General features: G+C 70.6%; 15 protein-coding genes and 1 pseudogene. 3 read left to right on the forward strand and 13 right to left on the reverse strand.

The window, feature by feature from the left end; genetic code table 11:
* Window positions 1–103 precede the first annotated feature (103 nt).
* The 3 genes from HEP75_RS18030 to HEP75_RS18040 all read left to right on the forward strand — a co-directional run bounded on the left by HEP75_RS18030 (window position 104) and on the right by HEP75_RS18040 (window position 4,149).
* Window positions 104–2,266, forward strand: coding sequence for a TonB-dependent receptor (locus tag HEP75_RS18030; protein ID WP_185824426.1), 2,163 nt, complete (start codon window positions 104–106; stop codon window positions 2,264–2,266).
* A gap of 211 nt (window positions 2,267–2,477) precedes the next feature.
* A complete protein-coding gene (pnuC, locus tag HEP75_RS18035; protein ID WP_185824427.1) occupies window positions 2,478–3,059 on the forward strand; it encodes a nicotinamide riboside transporter PnuC in 582 nt (193 codons plus the stop codon).
* A 352-nt stretch (window positions 3,060–3,411) separates the two neighbouring features.
* The gene (locus HEP75_RS18040; RefSeq protein WP_185824428.1) at window positions 3,412–4,149 is read left to right on the forward strand and encodes a UTRA domain-containing protein; all 738 of its coding nucleotides are present in this window, start codon (window positions 3,412–3,414) and stop codon (window positions 4,147–4,149) included.
* 116 nt (window positions 4,150–4,265) lie between these two features.
* Here the strand turns inward: HEP75_RS18040 and HEP75_RS18045 are convergent.
* From HEP75_RS18045 to gspE, 13 genes and pseudogenes are all read right to left on the reverse strand, one after another.
* Window positions 4,266–4,466: pseudogene (locus HEP75_RS18045) on the reverse strand (glycosyltransferase); the annotation flags it as partial.
* 147 nt (window positions 4,467–4,613) lie between these two features.
* A complete protein-coding gene (locus HEP75_RS18050) occupies window positions 4,614–5,447 on the reverse strand; it encodes a glycosyltransferase (RefSeq protein WP_185824429.1) in 834 nt (277 codons plus the stop codon).
* Between the two features lie 6 nt (window positions 5,448–5,453).
* A complete protein-coding gene (gene gspD / locus HEP75_RS18055) occupies window positions 5,454–7,751 on the reverse strand; it encodes a type II secretion system secretin GspD (protein ID WP_185824430.1) in 2,298 nt (765 codons plus the stop codon).
* An 11-nt stretch (window positions 7,752–7,762) separates the two neighbouring features.
* On the reverse strand, window positions 7,763–8,554 hold the full coding sequence (gene xpsN / locus HEP75_RS18060) for a type II secretion system protein XpsN (RefSeq protein WP_185824431.1): 792 nt from the start codon (window positions 8,552–8,554) through the stop codon (window positions 7,763–7,765).
* Entirely contained in the window at window positions 8,544–9,338 is a 795-nt protein-coding gene (gspM, locus tag HEP75_RS18065) for a type II secretion system protein GspM (protein ID WP_185824432.1), read from the reverse strand. Before gspM ends, xpsN begins: the two co-directional genes overlap by 11 nt.
* Window positions 9,319–10,443, reverse strand: a complete 1,125-nt coding sequence (locus tag HEP75_RS18070; protein ID WP_185824433.1) for a PilN domain-containing protein — start codon at window positions 10,441–10,443, stop codon at window positions 9,319–9,321. The genes gspM and HEP75_RS18070 overlap by 20 nt, the downstream gene beginning before the upstream one ends.
* Window positions 10,440–11,300 (reverse strand): type II secretion system protein GspK, encoded by an 861-nt coding sequence (locus HEP75_RS18075; RefSeq protein WP_185824434.1) that lies wholly within the window; start codon window positions 11,298–11,300, stop codon window positions 10,440–10,442. The genes HEP75_RS18070 and HEP75_RS18075 overlap by 4 nt, the downstream gene beginning before the upstream one ends.
* Window positions 11,297–11,947, reverse strand: a complete 651-nt coding sequence (locus HEP75_RS18080; protein ID WP_185813968.1) for a type II secretion system protein J — start codon at window positions 11,945–11,947, stop codon at window positions 11,297–11,299. Before HEP75_RS18080 ends, HEP75_RS18075 begins: the two co-directional genes overlap by 4 nt.
* A complete protein-coding gene (locus HEP75_RS18085; RefSeq protein ID WP_185824435.1) occupies window positions 11,944–12,360 on the reverse strand; it encodes a prepilin-type N-terminal cleavage/methylation domain-containing protein in 417 nt (138 codons plus the stop codon). Before HEP75_RS18085 ends, HEP75_RS18080 begins: the two co-directional genes overlap by 4 nt.
* Window positions 12,357–12,806, reverse strand: a complete 450-nt coding sequence (locus tag HEP75_RS18090; protein ID WP_255424115.1) for a GspH/FimT family pseudopilin — start codon at window positions 12,804–12,806, stop codon at window positions 12,357–12,359. The genes HEP75_RS18085 and HEP75_RS18090 overlap by 4 nt, the downstream gene beginning before the upstream one ends.
* A 79-nt stretch (window positions 12,807–12,885) precedes the next feature.
* Complete coding sequence (gspG, locus tag HEP75_RS18095; RefSeq protein ID WP_185813971.1) at window positions 12,886–13,320, reverse strand: type II secretion system major pseudopilin GspG; 435 nt, start codon at window positions 13,318–13,320, stop codon at window positions 12,886–12,888.
* A 436-nt stretch (window positions 13,321–13,756) separates the two neighbouring features.
* Window positions 13,757–14,971 (reverse strand): type II secretion system F family protein, encoded by a 1,215-nt coding sequence (locus HEP75_RS18100; protein ID WP_185813973.1) that lies wholly within the window; start codon window positions 14,969–14,971, stop codon window positions 13,757–13,759.
* Between the two features lie 112 nt (window positions 14,972–15,083).
* A complete protein-coding gene (gspE, locus tag HEP75_RS18105; RefSeq protein ID WP_185823482.1) occupies window positions 15,084–16,775 on the reverse strand; it encodes a type II secretion system ATPase GspE in 1,692 nt (563 codons plus the stop codon).
* Between the last annotated feature and the right edge of the window lie 29 nt (window positions 16,776–16,804).

The raw sequence follows: 16,804 nt of genomic DNA on the forward strand, positions 1-16,804 counted from the left end.
GTCAGGTCGCTCTGCCGGCATCGCGTCTGCCCTCGCCTCCGCCGTTGCCCGCGCGCAGCGGCATCCGTCTTTTCCGTTCCGACTTCCGCTTAGAGGTTCTCCCATGTCCCATGCCTTCCCCGCACTCGCGCCGCTCGCCCTGGCGTTGGCGCTGGCCGCCACCGCCGCACCGGCACGCGCCGTCGATGCGGACACGCAGACACCTGTCGAGCTGGACGCGGTCAACGTGCAGGGCGAGCAACCGCGCAACCGCTCCGCGCTGGGCGGCTACGGCGACGCCGCGCTGCTGGACACGCCCGCCTCGATCGCGGTGATCGACCGCACGCAGCTGGACGACCGCCAGGTGCGCGTGCTCAGCGAAGTGCTGCGCGCCGACGCCTCGGTCGGCGACAGCTATGCGCCGATCGGCTACTACGAGAATTTCGTGGTGCGCGGCTATTCGCTCAACGCCGCCAACAGCTACCGCATCAACGGCCTGACCGTCACCGGCGAGCAGAACGTGGCGCTGGAGAACAAGCAGCAGGTGCAGGTGCTCAAGGGCCTGTCCGGGCTGCAGTCCGGGCTCACCGAGCCGGCCGGCGTGATCGACTACACGACCAAGCGCCCGCAACAGGTGCGCATGCTGACGCTCGGCGCCGACGACGACGGCGGCCGCTACGCCGCGGCGGACCTCGGCGACTGGTTCGGCCGCAACCGCCAGTTCGGACTGCGCGTCAACGCCGCACACGAAGACATCCGTAGCTACGTCGAGCACGCCGACGGCCACCGCAATTTCCTGTCGCTGGCCGCGGACTGGAACATCGATCCGCAATCGACGCTGCAGCTCGACGTGGAATACCAGGAGCGGCAACAGCGCTCGGTGCCCGGCTATCAATTGCTCGGCGGCGAGCGCGTACCCGGCGACGTGTCGGTGCACCGGCTGCTGGGCTACCAGCCCTGGTCCAAGCCGGTCGGCATCGACTCGCTCAATGCCCAGCTGCGCTACCAATACCGCTTCAACGACACTTGGCGCGCGCAACTGGCGGCCGCGCACAGCCGCGCGGTGATCGACGACTATTCCAGCTTCGCCTGGGGCTGCTACGGCGCGGCCAGCTGCGCCAGCGACGCGATCCCAAACTACTTCAGCCGCGAAGGCGACTACGACCTCTACGACTACCGCAGTCCCGACGACACGCGCCGCAACGACCAGGTGCAGGCGACCGTATCCGGCAGCTTCACCACCGGCGCACTGCAGCACCAGCTCAACATCGGCGTGGACTACCTGCAGCGCACCATCGATCAGCATGGCTCGATCAACGAATTGATCGGCAGTGGCAACATCGATGCCGATCCGCCGCTGCTGGCCCAGACCGATGCCGAACTCGGCCCCAAGCGCCGGCGCCTGGACAGCACCCAGCAATCGCTGCTGGCCAGCGACCGCATCGGCATCGGCGAGGCCTGGCAGCTGCTGCTGGGCGCGCGCCAGGTGCGCTACGACGAGCGCGCCTGGGACCGCGACGGCGTGCTGACCCGCCACACCCGCCGCTCGGAGTTGCTGCCGCAGGCGGCGCTGCTGTTCAAGCCGCAGGACACGCTGTCGCTGTATGCCAGTTTCGCCAAGGGCCTGGCGCCGGGCGGCACCGCGTCGTGGTTCGCCAGCAACGCCGACGCGATCCTCGCCCCGACCAGCGCCTATCAGACCGAAGCCGGCCTGAAATACGAGCGCGACGGCCTGGCGCTGGGCGCGGCCGTGTTCGACATCCGCCAGGCCTACCAGTACGCGCAGCCGCAGGCCGACGGCAGTTTCCTGTACCTGCAGCAGGGCCGCCTGCACAACCGCGGCATCGAACTGTCGGCCGACGGCACGATCGGCGAGCGCCTGCACCTGCAGGCCAGCGTCGCCGGCATCCGCGCGCGCGCCGAGGACACCGGCACACCGGCCTACGAAGACCACCAGGCCTTGAACGTGCCCAGGCTGCGCGCCAGCGCCCAGGCCAGCTGGGACGTGCCCGGGGCGAGCGGCCTGGCGCTGCTGGGCGGCGCGCAGTACAGCGGCGCCAAGTACGCCGACCGCAGCGGCCGCGTCGCCGTCGGCGGCTATACCGTCTACAACCTGGGCGCGCGCTACGCGACGCGGCTGGGCACGGTGCCGACCACGCTGCGGCTGAGCGTGGACAACCTGACCGACAAGCGCTACTGGCGCGACGTCGGCGACTACATGGGCGACGACTATCTGTTCCTGGGCGCGCCGCGCACGGCACGGCTGGCGCTGCAGTTCGATTTTTGAGGGCCGGGATTGGGGAATCGGGATTGGGGATTCGTAAAGGCCAAGCACAGGACACGGAGCGTCACTGTCTTAGGAGTGGCCTTGGCCGCGACAGGAGTTCCCTGGGAAGCCTGTCGCGGTTGAAGCCGCTCCCACAAACGAGCGCATTGCTTCGCGCTCGCGGAACATCTCCAATCCCTAATCTCCAATCCCTAATCCCGGCCTTCCAACTATGTCCCCCCTCGAACTTCTCGCGGTACTAGTCAATGTACTCGGCGTGTGGCTGACCGCGCGCCGCGTGCGCTGGTGCTGGCCGGTCAACGTTGTCGCGGTGCTGCTGTACGCGTGGCTGTTCTACCAATGGAAGCTGTATTCGGACATGCTGCTGCAAGGCGTCTACGTGTTCCTGCAGGGCTACGGCTGGTGGCGCTGGAGCCAGGGCCGGCTGGACCACGGCAAGGTCCAGGTCGGCCCGCTGCCGCGGCGCGAAGCGGCGCTGTCGCTGCTGGCCGGCGCCGCCGGCGCGCTGTCGCTGGGCTGGCTGATGCATCGCCATACCGATGCCGCCCTGCCGTGGCTGGACGCGGCACTGTCCGCCTTCAGCCTGGTCGCCAGCTTCTGGGCGGCACGCAAGCGCATCGCCAACTGGACCCTGTGGATCGTGCTCGACTGCCTCTACGTCGGCGTCTTCGTCTACAAGGGGCTGTATCCCACCGCGGCGCTATACGCCGGCTTCGTGGTGCTGGCGATCTACGGCCTGCGGCTGTGGCGGGCGGACCTGCGGCGCGCCGCCGCCGCGCAGCCGTCGTCATGAGCCGGGGCATCCGTCTGCGCCGCGATCGACGCAGGCCGGCGTTGGCGAGCAGGCCGGAACGATGGTCGTGACCGGCACGCAAGAGGCGCAGACGATTCACGTCAGCCTGCGGTAGCCCGGCGTGCCGGTCGCGCCGCGGTGCCACGAGCGCACGCGGCATCGCTATGCTGGAGCATTCTCGATCCCGGGCATGTGCAGTGAGCGGAGTGTTGTGCAAGCGACTGCGGGTGGCTTCGTGCCATTCGCCGCGGCAGGCGTTGCAAGCGAGGCCTGCTGAGACTGCAGTCGCTCCCACGAGTTTCGCTGCCTGCGACCATGGGCAAGAAAAGTGCAGCACCGCCACGGAGACCCCATGCCCACGCCGTTGAATCCCGCCGCCGGCTTCGGCCAGCGCATCGTCGATGCACTGCTCGCGCGCATCGTCGGCGGCGAATGGGCCGCGGACCAGCGCCTGCCGGTGGAGCGCGAACTGGCCGCGCTGTTCGGCTGCACCCGCATCACCTTGCGCGAGGCGCTGCAGCAACTGGAATCGGAAGGCTACATCTACCGCGAGAACCGGCGCGGCTGGTTCGTCAGCGCCGCGCGCGTGCGTCACGATCCCACCAGCATCGCCGGCTTCATGCAGTACGTCGCCGCGCAAGGCGGCACGCCGCGCACCGAACTGCTCGGCGCGCGCCGCCAGCCGGCCGGCGCGACGCTGGCGCGGCACCTGGAACTGGACGATACGCAGGCCGACGTGTTCGTGCTGCAGCGCCGGCGCTGGATCGGCCGCCGCGCGGTGCTGCTGGAGACCAATGCGATTCTCGCCGCGTGGGCGCCGAGCCTGCTCGATCACGACCTGGCCGGCTCACTCAGCGCCGTGCTGGGACAACGGCTCGGATTGCGCCAGGCGCGCAGCCGGCTGTCGATGTATCCGGCCACGCTGGTCGCCGAGCAGGCCGCGCTGCTGCAGTCCACCGCCGGCACGCCGTGCTTCCGGCTGCAGCGGGTGAGCTACGCCGCCGACGGCCGCGCAGTGGAATTCGACATCGAGTCCTGGCGCCACGACGTGCTGGAAGTGACGGTGGAAGTGCAGGCGCCGCCCGAGTGAGGCCGGCCTGCGCCTTGGCCGAAGCACGGCGAACATGCGCCTGTAGGAGCGGCTTCAGCCGCGACAGATTGCCGGCAACTTGTCGCGGCTGAAGCCGCTCCTACAGGTATCGTGCGCTAGGCGTCGAACAGCGCGCGCTGCGGGTCCGGCGGCGGCAGGTCGGCGTACAGACGCTGCAGGTCCTCGCGGCGCGCACGCAGCGGATCGTGCATCAGGAAACCGGCCAGGCGCGCGTGCCAGGCCGGCCAGCGCGTGGCCAGCGCGTCCATGTCGCCGTCGGCGGCGCGGCCTTCGCCGCTGCGCGCCACGTAGGAAGTGACGGTGGAAGTGCAGGCGCCGCCCAAGTGAGGCCGGCCTGCGCCTTGGCGGAAGCAAAGCGAATATGCGCCTGTAGGAGCGGCTTCAGCCGCGACAGATTGCCGGCAACTTGTCGCGGCTGAAGCCGCTCCTACAGGTATCGCGCGCTAGGCGTCGAACAGCGCGCGCTGCGGGTCCGGCGGCGGCAGGTCGGCGTACAGGCGCTGCAGGTCCTCGCGGCGCGCGCGCAGCGGATCGTGCATCAGGAAGCCGGCCAGGCGCGCGTGCCACGCCGGCCAGCGCGTGGCCAGCGCGTCCATGTCGCCATCGGCGGCGCGGCCTTCGCCGCTGCGCGCCACGTAGGCGGTCTCGCACAGCACGTTGCGCCAGCCGAGTCCGGCCATGCGCAGCGACAGGTCGATCAGCGCCGCGTACCAGGAACCGTAACTGCTCGCGTCCAGGCCGCCGGCGCGCTGCCGCGCCGCACCGCGCAGGGCCACCGCGTGGCACACCGCCGACGGCAGTTCCGGATGCTCCGGCGGCAGCGCCGCGCAGGCACGTGCCAGGCGCTCGCAATCGTCGGGCAGCGGATTGATCTCGCCCAGCCGCGGCCAGGCGCAGGCTTCACCGGCATTGCTCCATGGCGTGGCGCTGGCGATGGCCGCATCGCGCGCCAGGCACGCGCTCAGTTGCAGCAGCCAGCCGGGCAACGGCTGCGCGTCCGCGGCCAGCACCACCACGTCGGCGGCGGCGCAGGCGCGCAGCATTTCGTCCAGGTGCGCGACCTCGCCGAGCATGCGCGGGCGCCGGGTGTAGTCGGCCTGCAGGCGGGTATGCGCCAGCCAGGCCTCGACCACGCGCTGCCCGCGCGGCCCGGCCTGCGCGTCGTCGGCCAGCCACACGCGGGTGCCGGCCGGAGTGTGCGCCTCAAGCGCGCCCAGGCATGCGTCCAGCGCGGCGTCGTCGACGCCGACCGGCAGCAGCACGATGGGCAGGGTCACCAGCGCTTACTTCTTGCCCGAGGCCGGCAACGGCTGCATCGACTTGAACTTCTGCCCGTACTCGTCGGTGAGATTGCGCGCTTCCTGCGGGTTGCGCACGATGGTCGGAGTCAGCAGCACGATCACTTCGTTGCGGTTCTTCTGCTGCGTCTTCTGCCCGAACAGCGCGCCGACCACCGGCAGCTTGCTCAGCAGCGGCACGCCGGCGCTGCCGTCGGTGGTGCTGTCGTTGATCAGGCCGGCCAGCATGATGGTGTCGCCGCTCTGCACCGCCGCCTCGGTCTTGACCCGGCGCGTGTTGATGTCCACGTTGCAGGACGCGCTGTTGGCCACGGTGGAGGTGCCCGAGGTGCACGCCGCCGGACGCGCGCCGGGCGTGCTGACTTCCTGCACGATGTCCAGGAACACCATGCCGTCCTTGGTCACCCGCGGACGCACCTTCAGGATCACGCCGGTATCGATGTATTGCACCGACGAGTAGGTGCTGTCGGTGCCGATGCCGGTGTTGATCGAGGTCGAGTTGATCGGGATGCGCGTGCCCACGTTGAGCGTGGCCTCGGCGTTGTTGCGCACGAACACCGACGGGGTCTGCAGCAGCTTGAGATTGGTGACCTTGTCCAGCGCGCTGATCACCGCCGCGGCGTTCTTGCCGAGGAAGGTCCAGCCCAGGCCGCTGCCGCCGACCTTGCCGGCGATATCGCCCCAGATGTTGCGCCCGGCGGCGCTGGGCAGGCCGCCGCCGACGCCGAGCCCGGTGCTGTTGGCCACGTTGCCGTCGGCGGAGGCGTTGACCGAATTCTCGAAGAACCAGTTCACGCCGTACTGCAGGTCGCCGGTCAGGCTGACCTCAGCCACCTGCGCCTCGATGTGCACCTGCATCGGCATCACGTCGAGCTTCTCGACCACGTCGCGGATCGAGCGCCACGACTGCGGCGTGGAGCGCACCAGCAAGGTGTTGGTCTCCTCCACCGCCGACACGCCGACCTTGTCGCCCTGCACTTCCAGGGTCACGCTGCCGTTGCCGGAGGTGCGCGGCGACAGTTGCAGGCTGCCGTTGCCCAGACCGCCGCTGCTGCTGCCGGACGAGGAACCGCCGCTGCTCGAAGACAGGCTGTCGCTGCTGCCGTTGAGGCTGCCGCTGCCGCCCAGGCCGCCGTCGCTGCTGCCGTTGAGGCCGCCACCGCCCATCTGGCTCAGCTGCGTCCCCGGCATCAGCGAGGCGTTGGAATCGCCACGGTTGCCGCCGGCGCCGAACACTTCGGCCAGGCGGTCGGCCAGATCCTTGGCCTTGATGTATTTCAGTTCGTAGGAGAACAGCCGGCTGCCGCCGCCGGCGCTGTCGATCCGGTCCAGCCACTCCTGGATCTGGTCCAGGTAGCGCGCCTGCGGGGTGATCACCAGCACCGCGTTGGCGTTCTCCAGCGGCATGAAGCGGAACATGCCGGCGCTGGGCGTCTTGCTGTTTTCGCCGAACACCTTTTCCAGGTCGGCGGCGACCTGCTCGGCCTTGCCCGTCTGGATCGGGAACACACCCACCGACATGCCCGACAGCCAGTCCACGTCGAAGATCTGCACGGTGCGCAGGTAGTTCTCCAGTTCCGCGCGGGTGCCGCCGAGGGTGATGACGTTGCGCGAGCCGTCGATGCCGACGATCGCGTTCGGCCGCGCGTACGGCTCCAGCACCTTCTTCATTTCGCTGGCGGAGATGAACTTCAGCGGCACCACCCGCACCTCGAAGCCGCGCGCGCTGGCCGGCGAGGCGGTGCTCGGCGCCACTGTGCCGGCCAGGGCCTGGTCGGCAGGCACGATGTTGTAGCGGCCGCCGCTGTAGACCATGCGCGCGTTGTTCCAGCCCAGCACCATCTCCAGCAGGTTCAGCGCCTGCGCCGGCGACACCGGCTTGGGCGTGGCCAGGGTCACCGTGCCCTGCACGCCCGGCGCGATCACGTAGTTCTGCCCGAGCATGTCGCCAAGGATCGCCTTGACCACCGCATGCACCGACTCGCCTTCGAAGTTGAAGGTGGCGCTGCCGCTGCTGGCGTTGCCCAGCGACGGCGCCGGCGCGGCGGCGGCGCCGGAATTGATCATGGTGCCGCTGCCGCGGCGGATCACCGGGGCGACGCGGTCCGGCACGTCGTTGGGATCGGCCGTGCCGGTGGTTCCGTCGGTCGTGGCGCTGGTGCTGCCGGCGGCGCCGACGTTGGGATTGATCGCGGCGCCGCGGCGGACGTCCGGCGAGGGCGTGGTGGCGCAGCCGGCCACCAGGCCGATCGCGAGGAACAGGGAAAACAAGCGCGGCGTCATGCGATCACTCTTCAAGGGTTCTGGCCGGGGGGGGTGCCGTTCTGGCGCTGCTGCTGCAACTGCCGGCGGCGGGCTTCGATACGTTCGCGGATGGCTTGCAACTGCTCCGATGACGGCGCCGGCGCGGCCGCCGGTGCGCTTGGCGCTGGCGTTGCCGGCGTGCCGTTGGCGCCCGCCTGCGGCGTGGCGGCGACGGGATTGACCGGGGCGTTGACCGCAGGCGCGGCAGGTGGCGGTAGCGGCGGTAGCGGCCCCGACCCCGACTGCATGCCCGGCGGCCGCGCGCCCTGGCCGAGCGCGGTCGGCGGCTGGCCGCCCTTGCCGTCGAACACCTGCAACTCCAGGGTCTGGGTGCCGCTACCGCCACTGACCACCGCGCGGCGCGGTTCCAGCGACAGCAAGCGCCAACCCTTCACCGGGTCGCGGCCTTCCTGCAGGCGCAGCGATTCGCCCTGCTCTGTGGTCAGCGTGGCCATCTTGAAGCTGTCGGTGAGCAGCACGCCGGTCAGGCGCACGCTCGGCGCGGCGCCCTGGCCGTTGTCGGCGCTGAGGAAGAACGGATGCGGCCGGCGGTCTTCGGCGAACACCGGACGCGCGGCGATCTCGGCGTAGCGCGAATAATCGCCGAGGCGCTCGGCGGACGCCGCCGGCAAGCTCGGCAGGCGCTGGGTCATGCTCGGATCGTCGGGCAGCGGCACGATGCGCTGGCCCAGGCCGGCCAGACCCAGCGCCCAGATCAGCAGCCCCCACAGCGCCAACGTCGCCAGCCACACGGTGCGCAGGCCGATCGCTTCAATTCGCATGCGCGCCCTCCACTTGTTGCGGCGGCTGCGGCATGGCCGCATCGCGCATGGCAGGCGGTGCCTGCGCGGGCGGCTCGCTCGGCCCGGGGCCGGCGGGCGTGCCGGCGTCCATCGCCGGCGCGCCGGGCGGTGTCCCCGCAGGCGGCGACGGTGGCATGCCAGGCGGCATGCCCGCGGCGGCGGCCGGCGGCAGCATCGCGTTCGGGCGCAGATAGCCGGCCAGCTCGAAGGCCACGTCCAGGCCGTTGCCGCTCTCGCCCGGCGACAGCTGGTAGCGCTGCGCCATCACGTTGAGGTTGTCCACGAACAACGCCGGGGTGCCGCTTTCCAGCGCGTGCAGCACCGCCGCCAGTTCCGGCGTGCCGCAGCGCAGCCGCACCTGCACCGCGACGCGGGTGAAGCGGTCGCGGCGGTTGTCGGCGGCCAGCGGCGAACGGTTGCTGATCGCGCAGCTGCGGTTGCCAGGGCTGGCGGTGGCCACCGCGCTTTCCAGGCGCTGCACCAGCCCGGCCGAAGCCAGCTCGGCCGAGGTCTCGCGCAGGAAGCCCGGGCGCGCGGCAAGGTCGCGTTGCGCCTGCTGCAGCCGCTGCGCCACCTGCGGCGCCTGCTGCAACTGCATGCGCACGCGCAGTTCGCGCTGGCGCAATTCCTGGATCTGCGCCTCGACCTCGCGCATCGGCACCGTCCACCACGGATGCACCAGCAGCAGATAGGCCAGCGCCAGCGCCGCCAGCAGCAGGCCCAGCGCCAGCCAACGGTCGCGCTTATCGACCTGCACCGGCATTGGCGGCCTCCTTGCGCTTGGTTCCGGCCAGTTCGGCGGTCAGGGTGAAGCGGTCGCGGTGGCTGCCCGGATCGGCCTGCAGCACGCCGGTCAGCGACGGCGTGCGCCACAGCGGCGAGCCCTCCAGCCGCCCGACCAGCGAGGACGCCTCGCTGCTGAGGCCGATCAGCTGCAACTGGTCGCCCTCGACCGAGAATTTTTCCAGGTAGGTGCCCTCGGGCAGGCGCTTGCTCAGTTCGTTCCAGATTTCCAGCGCGGTCGGGCGCTCGGCGCGCAGTTGGTCGAAGAAGGCCGCGCCTTCGACCAGGTCGACCAACTGCTGGCGCTGCGCGGACACGCCACGCGCGCGCTGCGCGCCGCTGTCCACTTGCGCGCGCAATTGCTCGAGCGCGTCGCGGCGGTTGTCCAGCAGCTGCCAGCCGGCGGCGAACAGCGCCAGCAACGCGGTCGCGGCCAGGATCGCGTTCCAGCGCCGCATCGGATCGGCGCGGCGATGGCGCTGCTCCGGCGGCAGCAGGTTCACGCCCAGCGGCGCGCCGTCGGCGCCCGCGACATCGACTCCGGCCAGGGTCGGGCGCAGCGCGCCGGCGCTGGCGTGCAATTCGTCCAGCACGCGGCGCGGCGCCACCACCAGTTCGACGTCCAGTTGCGCATCGTCGCGGCGCGCGCCCAGGCGCACGTCGTAGACCACCTGGTCGGCCTGGAACGGCGTCTGCCGGTCGATCTCGAAGCGGACCACGTCGCGCAGGTGTTCGGCGGCCGCGGCCGGAAGGCGCAGCGTGCGCTGCAGCGCGGACTGCGCCGGCAGCAGCCAGACCCGCGGCAATGCGGCCAGGCGCGGGCCGAGCACGGCCTCCAGGTCGCTCGGCAGCAGCGGCCACGGCAACGCCAGCGGCGTGCCCAGTTCGGCATCGATCTGGCGCGCGACGTACAGCTGTTCGCCCTCGCGCCACAGCAGCAGCCGCGCCTGCGACCAGCCCAATTGCAGCTGCCAGCGCGGCGGCAGCCACGCCATCAGCGAACGCTGCCACCAGGCCAGCAAGCCGCCGGCACCGGGCGCCATGCGCACGCCGAGCTTGTCCATCGTGTCCCGCCACGCAGTCATCGAACGGTCGATCCTTCTTCCCATCGCAGCACAGTGTAGGCGGAGCCCGGTAGCGCCGACGAGCCTGGGCGGACCACGGCACGCAGCACCGCCGCGCGCCCCGCGGCCAATTGCGCGCGGCTTTCGATGCTGTAGGTGCCGCCGCCCCCGCCGATCGCCGCGGCCTGCGCCGGGTCGTTGCGCTCGCGTTGCGCCAGCACCTGCTGCGCATCCAGGCCGAGCGCGGTCAGCACCGGCGCCGGCGCGAAATCCGGCGCCGGGCGCGAAATCCCGCTGTACAGGGTCAGGTTCGGCAGCAGCTTGGCGTACAGATCCGCGTCCATGCCCAGCACCAGTTGCAGTTCGGCCAGGCTCTCGAACGGCGCGTCCTTGGCGCCGTACGGCAGCCCGGCGGCGGCGTAGTCCGAGTCCTCGGCGCCGCCGTTGGGCTGGCTGAGGTTGTCCGCGTCGCGCCAGTCCACGATCGCCGCGGCGATGCGGTCGGCGCGCTGCGGATCGCCGCCGACCGCGCGCACCAGCGCCGCCAGCAGCGGCGCGTCGGCCAGGTTCAGATCGACCTTGCCGCTCTCGTCGGTGATCCGCAGGTCGACCGTGGCGTCTTCGTACTGCCAGCGGTAGCGGCGCCCGTCCGCGCGCCAGCCCGGCTGCGTCGGCGTGCCGGCGAGCCGGGTCAGCGCGTACTCCAATCCGGCGCGGGCGCGTTCCTGCGCCGCCGCGCCGTCGCCCAGCACCTTGCCTTGCAGTCCTTCGGTGCGCGCGGTCAGCGCGAACGCGCCGATCAGCGCGGTCAGCAGCGCGATCAGCCACAGCACCAGCACCAACGCCGCGCCGCGCGCCTGCCGAGGTGCCGCGCTCATTGCCGCGCCTCCGCGCCGCCGGCCTGGCGCAACGCCACCACCAGCGGCGGCCACACCATGCCGTCGTCGCTGCTCAGTTCGATCGACACCAGCAGCGGCAACTGGTCGGTCTTCTCCCAGCGCTCCTGCCAGGGGCCGATCGTGCCGCGCTCCGGATCGATGCCGCGGTAGCGGAAGCGCACCTGGCGCAGGCCATCGGCCAGCGGCTCGGGCGCGCGCGGCTTCTCTTCGGCGATCTGCTTGCCGGCCTGTACCTGCACCAGCGCGATCGCCAGGCGCTGCCGGCCGCTATCGCCGCTGACGCTGAGGTCGTGCACGTAGGGGCCGCCGCGGCCCAGGTAATCGGGAAGATCGGCGACGAACTGCATGCGCTGCGGTTCGCCGACGAAGCGCACCGGCTGCAGGGTGCGGCTGTCGATGTCCAGCGCCAGCGCCTGCGCGCCACTCAGGCGCCGGCGCAGGAAACCCTCGACCGCGCGCATGCGCTCGCTTCGCCCGGCGATGGTCTCGCCGCGGCCGCTGATCGCCGTAGCCGAGCGCAGCGTGGCGAAGGCCAGGGTCAGCCCGCCGACCAGCAGCACCGTGGCCAGCAGCACTTCGATCAGGGTGAAGCCGCGCGCGGCGGCGCGGCGCGGTGCGCGGTTCACTGCGGCACCCCGTTGCCCTGCGCGCTGACCAGGCGCAGCGTCTTCCACTGCAGCGCCTGCGCCGGCGCATCGCCCCAGCGCACCTGCAGGTTCAGTTGCAGCAGCGTCGGCGCGCCCGGCGTCAGGGTCGTGTCCGGCGGGCGCCGCGCATCGACGTACGGCGCCACGTCCAGGGTCCAGCGGTAATGGCCCTGCTCGTAGCTGCCCTGTTCGCGGCCCGGCTGCAACGGCTGCTCCACGCCTTGCGCGGCCAGCACCGATTGCGCATACAGCGTGGCGCGGCTGAGCTGGTCGGCGCGCTGGACCTGGCGCGCGGCGCCGGACAGCGAACCGAGCAGCAGGGTCAGCGCCAGCGCCAGCAGCGCGAACGCCACGATCACCTCGATCAGCGTGTAGCCGCGTTGCGCCTTCATGGCATGCCCTGCTGCGGCGGACGCCCGACCTTGACCTCGCCGGTCAGCCAGGCCACGTCGATGCGCCAGCTGGCCTTGCGGGTCAACAATTCGATGCGCCCGCCGGTGGCAGCGCCGTCCTCGAAGAACTGGATCGCACCTTCGTCTTCGCGCCGCTGCGCCTCGCGCGCGCCGCTGAAGCGGATCTCCAGCGACGGCGGAATCTCGCCGTGACGGCCGTTGGGCGCCTGCCAGCGGTGCGCCTGCGGATCGATCAGGAAACGCTGCGGCTGGCCGCTGGCGATCGCCTGCGCCCGCGTGTAACGCAGTTGCGCGGCGATCTCCTTGGCCGACGAGCGCAAGCGCATGCCGTCGATGCCGCCGGTCAGCACCGAGGCCGCCAGCATCGCGGCGATCGCGATCAGCCCCACCACCAGCAGCATCTCCAGCAGCGACACGCCGCGCATGCGCGCGCGCGCCAGCGGTACGCACGCGTGCGCACCGCGCTGGGGAACGCCGGCAGGGGCCAGGATCACGGTGCAGGGATCACTCGTACTTGATGTCGGCGTCGTAGCTGGTGCCGCCGGGCTGGCCGTCCTTGCCCAAGCTGATCAGGTCGAATGGCTTGCCGTCGCCCGGCACCTTGTACTCGATCGGGTGGCCCCACGGGTCGTTCAACTCCGCGGGCTTGGCATACGGGCCGAGCCAGCCGCTGACGCCGCCCGGCGCGGCGACCAGGTCGTCGAGCTTGGACGGCAGTTTGCCGGTGTCGAGCTGGTAGTTGTCGATCTTGCCGGCCATGGTCTGGATCTGCGACTTGGCCAGGTTGGCCTTGCCGCGATCGGCGCCGCCGAGCACGCGGCTGCCGACCAGGGTCAGCACCGCGCCGATCAGCACGATGACGATGATGATTTCCAGCAGGCTCATGCCCGACTGGCGCGCGGCGGAAGGAGAACGGGTCAGGGAACGGATATTTCGCATTGCATCGGATCCTTGCGGTGGAAAACCTTATGTAACCGAACGCGGTGACAAGGGTCGCCATCGTGTGCGGTGCGTGCAGCTGCGCTTCATGCGCGGGAACGGGATTGGCGTGGCGGCGATCGACGCATGCCGCAGTTCGAGCATGACCTGGCGCACAGATGCCTTGGTCATGGTTGCCGCCATCGCTTGGACCGTGCGCGGCGCCATGGGTTCACGTTGCCATTCATGGCGCGACACGACGGCCGCAGGAGCCGCCGGCCGACCTATCCGTGGCCGGGCGTTCGGCGCCACATGCGCCATGGCGCAGCGCGAGGATGCTGCGAGCATGTCCGTTGCCGTCCTTGGCGCGACATCGCCGCGCCCTGACAGACCTGCCCGGCCATCCATGGCCGGGCGTTCGGCCATGCGCGAACCAGTGGTTCGCAAACGCATGGCCTCACCCAATCGCATTGGTGAGGTCGTACAGGGGGACGAGGACGGAAATGATCACCAGCCCGACCACCGAGGCCAGGACCAGGGTGATCAACGGCACCAGCGCGGCGAGCAGGCGGTCGATCGCCTGCGCGGTTTCCTGTTCGAAGGTGTCGGCGGTCTTCAGCAGCATCGTGTCCAGCGCGCCGGATTCCTCGCCGACCTGGATCATCTGCAGCGCCAGCCGCGGGAAGCGCTTGCCCTTGGACAGCGACGCCGACAGGCCGTGGCCGTTCTTGACGTCGTCGGCCGCGGCGCCGACGTCGGCGGTCAGCGCCAGGTTCGACAGCACGTTGCGCGAAATGCCCAGCGCGGCCAGCAGCGGCACGCCATTGCGCAGCAGCGTGCCCAGGGTGCGGGTCAGCCGCGCGGTTTCCAGCCGCGCGATCAGCACGCCGATGAAGCGCTGCTTCAGCAACCAGGCGTCGAAGCTGGCGCGGAACACCGGATCGCGGCGCTTGCGGTCAATCGCCAGCAGCGCCAGCCCGGGCACCACCAGCAACACGATCCACCAGTCGCGCACGAACAGGCCCACGCTCAGCACCGCCTGGGTGAACCACGGCAGTTGCACGTCCAGGCTCTCGTACATCAGCGCGAACTGCGGCACCACGTAGCCGAGCAGGAACAGCAGCGCGCAGCCGACCACGCTGACCAGGATCGCCGGATAGATCAGCGCATTGATCACCCGCCCCTTCAGTTCGCGGCTGCGCTCCAGGTATTCGGCCAGGCGCTGCAAGGTATCGTGCAGGCTGCCGCCGGCCTCGCCGGCGCGAACCATGTTGATGTACAGGCGCGAAAACAACCCATGCTGCCGCTCCAGCGCGGTGGACAGCGGCGCGCCGCCGCGCACTGCGTCGCGGATGTCGCCGACGGTGCGCTTGGAACGCTCGTCCTCGGGCAGTTCGAGCAGGATCGTCAGCGCGCGGTCCAGCGGCTGGCCGGCGCCGAGCAGGGTCGCCAGCTGTTGGGTGAACTGCACCAGCGCAGCGCCGTCAAACGGCTTGGGCCGGAACAGGCCGCGCAGCGAGGTGCCGCCGCCCTGCGCCGCGAGCTTGGCCTCCATCGGCATGTGCCCCTGTTCCTGCAGGCGCAGCGCCACCTCGGCGTCGCTGGCGGCCTCCATCTGGCCTTCCAGGATCTCGCCGTGCGGGTTGAGCGCTTTGTAGCGGTACAGGGGCATTAGGGCTGGGAGTCGGGAATGGGGAACGGCGAACCGGAAAGCGGGCTGCGCGCGTGCCGGCGCGGCCGCGGCAGAGCCACGATGCAAATGCGCGCTGACGCGCCTGCGCGCATCAGGTTTCCTCCGTCACGCGCAGCACTTCCTCGATCGTGGTCTGGCCGCTGAGCGCCTTGCCGATGCCGTCCTCGTACATCGTGCGCATGCCGGCTTCGCGCGCCAGTTGTTCGATCTCGCCCATGCCGGCGTGGCGCATCACCGCGCGGCGCAGCGCGTCGTTCATCACCAGGAATTCCATGATCGTGGTGCGGCCCAGGTAGCCGGTCGGCGCGATCGCCGAGGGCCGCGGGCGGAACAGGAAGATCTCGCCCTCGGGCTGCAGCCGGCGCAGTTCGAACTTCTCGATCTCCTCCGGCGAAGCCGGATAGCGCTCGGCGTGGGTCGGTTCCAGCCGCCGCACCAGGCGCTGCGCCAGGATGCCGTTGATGGTGGAGGTCAGCAGGTAATCCTCCACGCCCATGTCGAGCAGGCGGGTGATGCCGCCGGCGGCGTTGTTGGTATGCAGCGTGGACAGCACCAGGTGGCCGGTCAGCGCCGACTGGATCGCGATGCGCGCGGTTTCCAGGTCGCGCATTTCGCCGATCATGATGATGTCCGGGTCCTGGCGCACGATGCTGCGCAGCGCGTGCGAGAAATCCAGCCCGATCTGCGGCTTGGCCTGGATCTGGTTGATGCCCTCGATCTGGTATTCGACCGGGTCCTCGACGGTGATGATCTTGACGTCGGAGGTATTGAGCTGGCTCAACGCGGTGTACAGCGTGGTGGTCTTGCCCGAGCCGGTGGGGCCGGTGACCAGCAGGATGCCGTGCGGCTGCTCCAGCACCTTGCGGAACTGCGGCAGGAACGCGTCGGTGAAGCCGAGCCGGTGGAAGTCGAACACCACCGTCTCGCGATCGAGCAAACGCATCACCACGCTCTCGCCGTGCGCTGTGGGCATGGTGCTCACGCGCAGGTCCAGTTCCTTGCCCTGCACGCGCAGCATGATGCGTCCGTCCTGCGGCAGGCGGCGTTCGGCGATGTTGAGCTTGGCCATGATCTTGACGCGGCTGATCACCGCCGCGGTCAGGTTGGCCGGCGGGCTTTCGCCGTCGATCAGCACGCCGTCGACGCGGTAGCGCACCTTCAGCCGGTTCTCGAACGGTTCGATGTGGATGTCCGAGGCGCGCAGTTCCACCGCGCGCTGAATCACCAGGTTCACCAGCCGGATCACCGGCGCTTCCGAGGCCAGGTCGCGCAGGTGCTCGATGTCGTCGGCGGCCGTGCTGTCGCCGTCGGCGGTCTCCACGATCGCGCCCATCGCGCTGCGGCCCTGGCCGAACCAGCGCTCGATCAGGTCGTCGATCTCCGAGCGCAGGCCGACCCGCGGCAGCACCTGGAAACCGGTGGCCAGGCGCACCGCATCGGCGGCATAGGCCTCGTGCGGGTCGGACATCCACAGTTCCAGCACGCCGTCGTGCTCGCCCAGCGGGCACACGTGGAATTGCTTGAGGAAGCGCAGCGACAGCGGCTGCGCCTCGGGCAGGTGCTCCGGCGCGGTGGCCGGCAATTGCTTGGCGTCGAGCAGCGGCAGGCCCAGCACTTCGGCGCTGACCTCGGCGTGGTCGCGTTCGGACACCAGCCCCAGCCGCGCCAGCAGCGACAGCAGGCCGCCGCCGGATTCGCGCTGCAACTGGCGCGCGCGCAGCAGGTCGCCCTCCTTGAGCCGGCCCTTGGCCAGCAACGCATCGACGATGCGCGCCTCGGGCATATCGACAGCGGCAGCAGTGTCCTTGACGA

It is taken from the genome of Xanthomonas sp. SI (assembly GCF_014236855.1).
Taxonomy (GTDB): domain Bacteria; phylum Pseudomonadota; class Gammaproteobacteria; order Xanthomonadales; family Xanthomonadaceae; genus Xanthomonas_A.

Bases quoted from the DNA above. Each gene is read 5' to 3' on its own strand.
- HEP75_RS18030 (WP_185824426.1), top strand. From the start codon at position 104: ATGTCCCATGCCTTCCCCGCACTCGCGCCGCTCGCCCTGGCGTTGGCG.
- pnuC (WP_185824427.1), top strand. From the start codon at position 2,478: ATGTCCCCCCTCGAACTTCTCGCGGTACTAGTCAATGTACTCGGCGTG.
- HEP75_RS18040 (WP_185824428.1), top strand. From the start codon at position 3,412: ATGCCCACGCCGTTGAATCCCGCCGCCGGCTTCGGCCAGCGCATCGTC.
- gspD (WP_185824430.1), bottom strand. From the start codon at position 7,751: ATGACGCCGCGCTTGTTTTCCCTGTTCCTCGCGATCGGCCTGGTGGCC.
- xpsN (WP_185824431.1), bottom strand. From the start codon at position 8,554: ATGCGAATTGAAGCGATCGGCCTGCGCACCGTGTGGCTGGCGACGTTG.
- gspM (WP_185824432.1), bottom strand. From the start codon at position 9,338: ATGCCGGTGCAGGTCGATAAGCGCGACCGTTGGCTGGCGCTGGGCCTG.
- HEP75_RS18070 (WP_185824433.1), bottom strand. From the start codon at position 10,443: ATGACTGCGTGGCGGGACACGATGGACAAGCTCGGCGTGCGCATGGCG.
- HEP75_RS18075 (WP_185824434.1), bottom strand. From the start codon at position 11,300: ATGAGCGCGGCACCTCGGCAGGCGCGCGGCGCGGCGTTGGTGCTGGTG.
- HEP75_RS18085 (WP_185824435.1), bottom strand. From the start codon at position 12,360: ATGAAGGCGCAACGCGGCTACACGCTGATCGAGGTGATCGTGGCGTTC.
- HEP75_RS18090 (WP_255424115.1), bottom strand. From the start codon at position 12,806: ATGCGCGGCGTGTCGCTGCTGGAGATGCTGCTGGTGGTGGGGCTGATC.
- gspG (WP_185813971.1), bottom strand. From the start codon at position 13,320: ATGCGAAATATCCGTTCCCTGACCCGTTCTCCTTCCGCCGCGCGCCAG.
- HEP75_RS18100 (WP_185813973.1), bottom strand. From the start codon at position 14,971: ATGCCCCTGTACCGCTACAAAGCGCTCAACCCGCACGGCGAGATCCTG.
- gspE (WP_185823482.1), bottom strand. From the start codon at position 16,775: ATGCCCGAGGCGCGCATCGTCGATGCGTTGCTGGCCAAGGGCCGGCTC.